4 protein-coding genes are annotated in these 6385 nt (G+C 57.1%); 1 reads left to right on the top strand and 3 read right to left on the bottom strand.

The window, feature by feature from the left end:
• Positions 1-196 precede the first annotated feature (196 nt).
• Positions 197-826, top strand: coding sequence for a LysE/ArgO family amino acid transporter (locus tag H6A60_RS04265; protein ID WP_205102167.1), 630 nt, complete (start codon positions 197-199; stop codon positions 824-826).
• 4 nt (positions 827-830) lie between these two features.
• Here H6A60_RS04265 and H6A60_RS04260 read toward each other — a convergent pair whose 3' ends face one another.
• The 3 genes from H6A60_RS04260 to H6A60_RS04250 all read right to left on the bottom strand — a co-directional run bounded on the left by H6A60_RS04260 (position 831) and on the right by H6A60_RS04250 (position 6242).
• Positions 831-1268, bottom strand: coding sequence for a helix-turn-helix domain-containing protein (locus H6A60_RS04260; RefSeq protein WP_205102166.1), 438 nt, complete (start codon positions 1266-1268; stop codon positions 831-833).
• A gap of 180 nt (positions 1269-1448) precedes the next feature.
• Positions 1449-5324: an autotransporter outer membrane beta-barrel domain-containing protein gene (locus tag H6A60_RS04255; RefSeq protein WP_205102165.1), complete on the bottom strand. Its 3876-nt coding sequence runs from the start codon at positions 5322-5324 to the stop codon at positions 1449-1451.
• A 459-nt stretch (positions 5325-5783) separates the two neighbouring features.
• Positions 5784-6242, bottom strand: coding sequence for a lipocalin-like domain-containing protein (locus H6A60_RS04250; protein ID WP_205102164.1), 459 nt, complete (start codon positions 6240-6242; stop codon positions 5784-5786).
• Between the last annotated feature and the right edge of the window lie 143 nt (positions 6243-6385).

Below are 6385 nucleotides of genomic sequence, written 5' to 3'. Positions count from 1 at the left end.
CGTGGAATGGAAACAACCGTACGGCGCCAGGCTCTTGCCAAGAGTGCGAATAAATGCCCTCCATTCCGGGGTTGAACCGCCCTAAAGAATGGAAATGGAACCGGTAGATTTAACCGGTTTCGGGGAACGGCCCTAAGATCCTTTTCACCGAGTGCGTCGCCACTGCGCGCTCAAGAAGAAAAAAGGAAGAAAAACAATGAATCTCTCTGCCGTTCTTGCCGGTCTCGGAACCGGCGCGGGCTTGATCGTCGCGATCGGCGCACAGAATGCTTTCGTACTTCGCCAGGGACTTCGCCGCGAGTGCGTCGGGCTCGTCGTCCTCACCTGCATCATGGGCGACGTCATCTGCATTTCGCTCGGCGTGACAGGTATGGGCGCCGCCGTGAAGGCTCACCCGATCGTTCTGGAAATCTTTCGCTGGGGCGGCGCCGCATTTCTCACCTACTACGGTTTTCTCGCCGCACGCCGCGCCATGAAGGGCGGTGAAGCGCTGGGCGTCCCCGATGACGGAGCGGCTTTGAAGACGTCGCCCGGCAAGATTCTTGCTGCGTGCCTCGCCTTCACCTTTCTCAATCCGCACGTCTATCTCGATACGGTCGTGCTGCTCGGGAGCATCTCGACGCAGTACGCGGGTTCTGACCGCTGGCTCTTTGCGCTCGGCGCCTATTCGGCGAGCATTCTCTGGTTCTCTGCGCTCGGCTTCGGCGCGAAGCGTCTGCAGCCCTTTTTCCGCAAACCGCGCGCCTGGCAGCTCTTGGACGGCTTCATTGCGCTCGTGATGTTCTCCATTGCGATTGCGCTTGCGAGCAATCCGCTCGCTGTCTGATCGATTACTCGAGCGACGGGAGATCGTCGAACGTTGAGTCGTCGTGCGACAAGAGGAGCCGTTTCTTTGCAACCTCTTCAATTCCGAGGTCCTTGACCCAGTTGCGGCAGGTTGAGGGACTTACCCCGGTTTTCTCGCTGATCTGCCGCCAGCTCAGACCCGCACGTCGCAGATCGGCCACATAGTTTCTTGCGTCGGACGAATAGCGAAGCTGATTGGCCGAAACACTCACGCGAAACGTGCCGCGCTTATAAGCACGCAGCCAATCGCGCACCGTGTACTTCGAGAGGCCGAGCGTCGCCGCAACGAGCTTATAGCCCTTGCCCTGCTCAAAAAGGTGCTTGGCTTGACGGCGGTGGTATTCGCTCGGCGTCTCCGGACGCTTCTCTTTTTCGGGCATCAGGGGCACGCTCCCGCCGGCCTGCGCGATCTGCAGCTTCATGATGGATGTCGTCGTCCATAAAAATGCCGCTCCGAACGTCTGTTCTCGTCCGGAGCGGCTTTTGCGCATTCTTGGGTGCACTTGGGAATCCCAAGCGCACCACAGTCTTCTTTTCGATTGCTTCATGCGGGCGAAGCCGCTCACCCGAAGGTGCGCGAAGTCGCTCGTTGAAGTGCTCTATCAGAAGGCGTAGGCAGCACGCGCCTGGAAGGCGTTGTTGCTGCGATCGTTCGTGCCGAAGCCGTAGCGATACGAGAGGCCGAACGTGAAGTTGCCGTAAGAGGCGTTCACGCCGAGCGTCGAGTTGTAGACGTTGTCAAGTACGTCAACGTCGCCGATAAGCGTGTTGACATCCTTGTCGCCCAACTGCGGAACGATCGTGAAGTCAAAGGACGGCGTGAGCGTCCAACCGGCGGACGGTTCGAAGTCGCCCGCGATCTTCACGCCGATCGGCGTTTCGAAAACGTCCATCGAGTCGGAGTCGAGACCGCGGTAGTCGTCAACGTCGATCTTCGTGTAACGCAGACCCACGTGCGGAACGACCTTGAAGCCTTCGTCCCAAACCGTCATGTCGGCGCGAACGCCGATCGTGAAGACGGACGAGTCGATGTTTTCCTTGACGGAAGCACCTGCCACCGAACCCGTGATGTCGTTGTCAAACGAGAGGTACGAAGCGTCGGCCGAGAAGTAGAAGCCGGCGATGTCCTTGCCCGTATAGATCGACACGCCCCAGAAGTCGGCGTCGTTGCCGTACTTGCCGACGCTCTTTTCGCTGTCGGCGTCGCCCGAACCAACGGAGAGAGCAAGACCGAGCTTGGCGCCGCAGGAGAACGTGCCGTCAAAGCCGATCGTGCCGCCGTAGATGTCGGCCGAGTAACCGCTGTCGCCGTACATCGTTTCGGCTTCGTTCGAAGCGTAGAAGACGTCGGCCCACACGCCGAGACCCGTGGAGGGTTCGAGGTTGCGGCGCTGGATCGTGCCCGTCACCTGTTCGGCAGCGTCGTAAGCGACGTTGTAGGTACCGGCCGTGACAGGCATGGCGAGGTACTCTTCCGTCGCCTGCTGCCCCTTGGCGTTCAGCGACGTGCCGTCCTGGTTAAGGAACGGATCGTACTGGCCGATAGCGTTGATGACGCCCTGGTCTTCACGGTTGCCGTCCTGCGCAAGAACCTGGTCGAGCGCGTTGGCGAGGTCGTCGTTGCCCTGAACGGCGTCGCGGTTGAAGCCGATCGTGAGCGTACCGTCGTCCTTAGAAACTTCGGAAACGTTCAGGAAGAGGTTCGTGTCGCTGTAATAATTGGTGCCAGCGCTGTTGAGCTTTTCACCGAACTTAATCGTTCCCTTCGAAAGAAGGTTATCGAGAACGACCTGCGCGTTGTTGCCCTGCCCGTCGCTGCCAAGCGTCACTTCAGCACCGAAGACGGCATCGCCACTGCTGATGAATTTGTCGGCATCCACAACAACGATAGAATTCGTGGCCAACTTGACAGCGTTAGCACCGGCCTGCCCAGCCGCACTCACATTCCCAAGGTTGAGAATGCCGTTTTCACCCACGTCGATCGTGTGGTCGACGTAAGCAACAGCATCTGTATCCTCATCGAATTTGTCCCCGAGGCTCGCAAGCGCTGCATCAAGACGCTGCTCGGCAGCAGCCGAAAGATTCGTCATCAGGTAAGAGTCGCCGAGAGCGGTGAGCGTACCCTGAATTTGTGCGACGCGATTACCATCCGCGTCCGTCGCAGCTTCAGCAATATAGAAATCGCCGGAGGGAATATTTTCGGAGCCAATGGCAGCGGCGGTCTTTACTGTGGCACCTTCAGCAATCGTCTGCACGCCAAAGAAACCGCCCACGGTGACATTAGAACCGGTAGCAAGCGTATCGGTAATAACGTAGCCGTCAACCTTCGCATTCGTAACTTCGAGCGTCTTGACGGTAAGCGAACCGTCGATCCGGCTGTCCTTCGCCTTAAGATTCGTCATGTTGACGGCAGCAGTTTCGTCAACATTGAAGGTACCGACATTGGCTACATTCAGATTGAATTCACCGCCGGCCACCTGAACGGTACCGTCGCCCATAATCGTGCCGAGATACGTGCCGCCCTTGACCTGATCGGCAGTCGTACCGAGCGTGAGCGTGTGCCCACCAACGCGGAACTGGCTGTGTTCATCGGAACCAACAACGAGCTGCGAGCCGTCGCCAACAAGCGTAAAGTCAGCATCAAGGTCGAGGTGCGTGGTCTTTTCGCTGAGAATCTCAATCTTCTGAACGCCCTTCAGACCCTGCTTGATGTGAATGGCGCTCTGATCGTACGGGTGCACATCCGTTGCCTGAAGCGTAGCACCGCCGTAGACAACACCGCTTACGGCCGTGACTCCCTCAACGTTCGTCGAAAGGTCTTCGTTCTTGATCGTGGTGATTTCGACTTCCTGTCCGTCCACAATCGTGACAACTTCATCAGCAACGAGCGTGATACTGCCACCCAAAGCCCCAGCAAGGCTCTGGTCGAAGGTACCATCAATACCGATCGTACCGGACTGAAGTTCGAAATTACCCTTCCGGGCTTCTCCCGTGAAGAGACTATCCGTGGTCGTATTGAGCGTGCCGCCACTCAGGGTCAACTTGCCCGTCGTGTCTTCGAACGTAATGTCGTCAACCGTCAGCGAGCCACCAGTGATATTGACCTTACCACTGTTCGTTCCCTTGTCGGTATTGCCGCGATAAACGAGCAAGGAATCGAATTCGACAGACGCGTCATTTGAAATATTCAACGAGCTGCCCGCCCCAACAGTCATGTCCGAGAAGTTGTATTCGCCGCCCGTGACGTTGAGGGTACCGTTCTGAGCTTCGTTGTAGGAACCGACCTTGACCTTGCCCTGGTATTCGGAACCGGCAACATAGAGAGCGCCTCCGTCAAGCTCCATCTTCGTGCCATAGGCAATCAGGAGCGTGTCATGAGGCTTCGTCGCCAAGTCGTCCTTGTCGCCGCCTGAGTTGAGCTTCGTGACGTTAAAGATGCCGTCATGCTCAACGGTAATGTTCTTGAACTGGTTGTCGGCCTGCCAGATCGAAGCGGAGATCTTGCCGTCTTCGACGACAAGGTTCTGGATCTTCGATTTGTTGCCGTCTTCGAGCGTGACATTGGCACCCTCAGCAACCTTGAGCGTGAAAGTGTCAGACTGATTATTCAGATCGATCGAACCCTGGTAACCATTTGCATTAAGCGTGGTGTCCTTGACACCCGTTGCAATGCGAACTTCGCCCAGAACACGAGAGCCTGCCTGGAAGTTAAGAATCGTACCGTCAGTCGTGCCGTTCGTGCTTTTCTGAATGTCAATCGAGGTGGCATTGTCGGCCGATGCATCGATCGTGCCGTAGTTCGTAAAGATCGCACCAGTCTGATCCTTGATCAGAACACCGTGCGTAAAGCTATCCTTTTCACCATTGTTCGCACCAACGAGAATCGTGCCCTTGTTCGTGGCCGTCGAATTGGCTGCGCCGCCGAGTTCGATGCCGGAACCCTGCTCTTCAACGTAGATCCAACCCTCGTTGATCAACTTGGATCCCGTATCACCCTTGCCAACCGTCATGCCGTAGGCATTCTTAGCAACGATCGTACCCGTATTCGTTGCCGTAGCCCCGTTGCCAGCCCAGATCGCCTTGTTCTGCCAAGCATTGCCGGTGCCGGTCACGGTACCGTCTTCAGCAGTCGTCTGCCCCGACGTCACATAAATCGTACCGGCATTCGTCAGGTCGCCATTAGCGCCAGACACTGCCAGACCGGTAGCCTGTGCTGCCGCCGTATTGCCCGAGACCCAAAGCGTCTTATTAAAAGTCTGCTTTCCTTCGGTCCCCAAGAAGGTGCCGGGAACCTTCGTATTACCTTGTACTTCAGGCGCCCAAACAAAGCTGCTCTGATCGGCAAGCGACTCCCAATCGCCGGGCGTGCTCACGGAATCAACACCTTCAGGCACATCCTGCCACTGACCGGCAGCAAGAGCGGCACCGGACATGACCGCGATAGCTGTGCCGAGAACGACTGCGAATTTCGTCTTCATCGAGATAACTCCAAGAATTTGTTCTCTCGCCCGCAAACGTGCGTGCGAGCGGTCTCTGCGGGCCAAAGGCGCAGCGCAAAAAACCACGAATCCATGCTAGGAATTGAGCTCAAACAGGGGTGTGGATATTACCCTTATTTGAAGCCTGTTTTTAAATTCGAATTATCCGTATATAGCTCTATTTAAAGGGTCAAAACTTCCATGCATCGCACACCCCCTAATACATTAAAAGAGGGGTACGTTGCATGTTTGCCACGTTTATCAAAACATGTGTTTACCCTTATAGCCGCAACCTGATTTGTCGACAGAATGAGGTGCAAACAAGCCGCCAAATCCACGGCGACACCCCAGCCAAAATGACGGCGGCCGACCGCTCCTCCACGAAGCGATCGGCCTGCGAAATGCAATCGGATTTTGGAGGGACCCGCTTCTGCGAAAGCAAGTCCCGCTGCCGGATAGTCACTGCTTACGCGTGAACTTGTGCTCGTACGAACCCTGGCGCAGATGGAGCTTGTCGGGCCCGATCTCGAGCACGAGGTACTGCATTTCGAAGGGGATCGTCATGCCGTTGCCGATACTGTCGCCCCAGATCGTGAGCACATCGCCCTTGATTTCCCAGCGTTTGGCGGCAAGGGTGGCCATCCCGATCGACGAAGCCTTGCCGTCCTCGCGGAATTCGTAGCCCTGCGTGCGGCCGGGAAGCCCCGGCACGGGCTCTACCCACTGCCCGACAAAGGCAGCACGCGCAGCGGTGTCAACGGGTGAAGCCGCCGTCGAGTTATCGGTCTTGGGCGCTTCGACCTGAGCGGGCGGCTCCTGAGCAGCCGGTTCGTCGCCGTCCACCCACCCCGCGATCGTGCTGCAGCCCGTGAGCGCTGCGATAGCGAGAGAAGATGCGAGAAGAAGGAAAATGCGCATGGTGTATCCGTCGTGAGTTGGAAGATCCTTTCATCATACGCAACGCCCGCGGCTTTAGGCCGAAGCATACATTCCGCGCTTACGCATTGAAACAAGCGCGTCGAAAGGACCGTCTGAAAACCATCTCGGCAGAAAGCGTGCAT

Source organism: Sutterella massiliensis (assembly GCF_016899755.1).
Lineage (GTDB): Bacteria > Pseudomonadota > Gammaproteobacteria > Burkholderiales > Burkholderiaceae_F > Sutterella > Sutterella massiliensis.
The sequence above is the reverse complement of the archived record's forward strand: the minus strand, read 5'-3'. Positions and strand labels throughout refer to the sequence as shown.